The organism is Neisseria blantyrii (assembly GCF_962747855.1).
Lineage (GTDB): Bacteria > Pseudomonadota > Gammaproteobacteria > Burkholderiales > Neisseriaceae > Neisseria > Neisseria viridiae.
Window position 1 is genome coordinate 1 of sequence record NZ_CAUIZY010000033.1, and the last position, 585, is coordinate 585.

General features: G+C 54.9%; 1 protein-coding gene. It reads left to right on the plus strand.

Features of this window, described 5'->3' with window-relative positions; translation table 11 throughout:
- Positions 1-224: 224 nt before the first annotated feature.
- A partial coding sequence (locus Q9J80_RS10815; RefSeq protein WP_373325232.1) for a helix-hairpin-helix domain-containing protein occupies positions 225-585 on the plus strand: 361 nt, incomplete at its 3' end.

Genomic DNA, 585 nt, shown 5'->3' on the forward strand with positions numbered 1-585 from the left:
GTTCTTCCATGCGAAAGTAGGTCACTGCCAAACACCCTTTCAGAAAACCCCCGATTATTCGGGGGTTTTTGCTTTGTGCGGCAGAGACGGAGCTTTGGGAGGGATAAGCCGGGGGCGGACGGTTTCCCTGCAGTATTGGTGGGAATGGTCTTGAAACAAACGTACATTCATTTTAAAATGATGAAAAATTCCATCTGTTTGACCGGATATGCATACCTGCCGGTATGGCGGACGTATCCGTCCGGCAGTTCCATTTCGTACGGCGGTGCCGTTTTGTTTTATTGTTCCCATACTTTGGAGGAAACCTTATGAAAAAGATTTTTATGCTGTTGTATATGCTGTTCTCCTGCGCCTTCTCCCTTGCGGCGGTAAACATCAATGCCGCTTCGCCGCAGGAGCTGGAGGCGCTGCCGGGCATAGGCCCGGCGAAGGCGAAGGCCATTGCGGAATACCGCGCGCAAAACGGTGCGTTCAAGTCTGTGGACGAGTTGACGAAGGTGAAGGGCATCGGCCCGGCGGTGCTGGCGAAGCTGAAGGACCAGGCTTCGGTCGGCGCGCCCGCACCCAAAGCCCCCGCCAAACCGG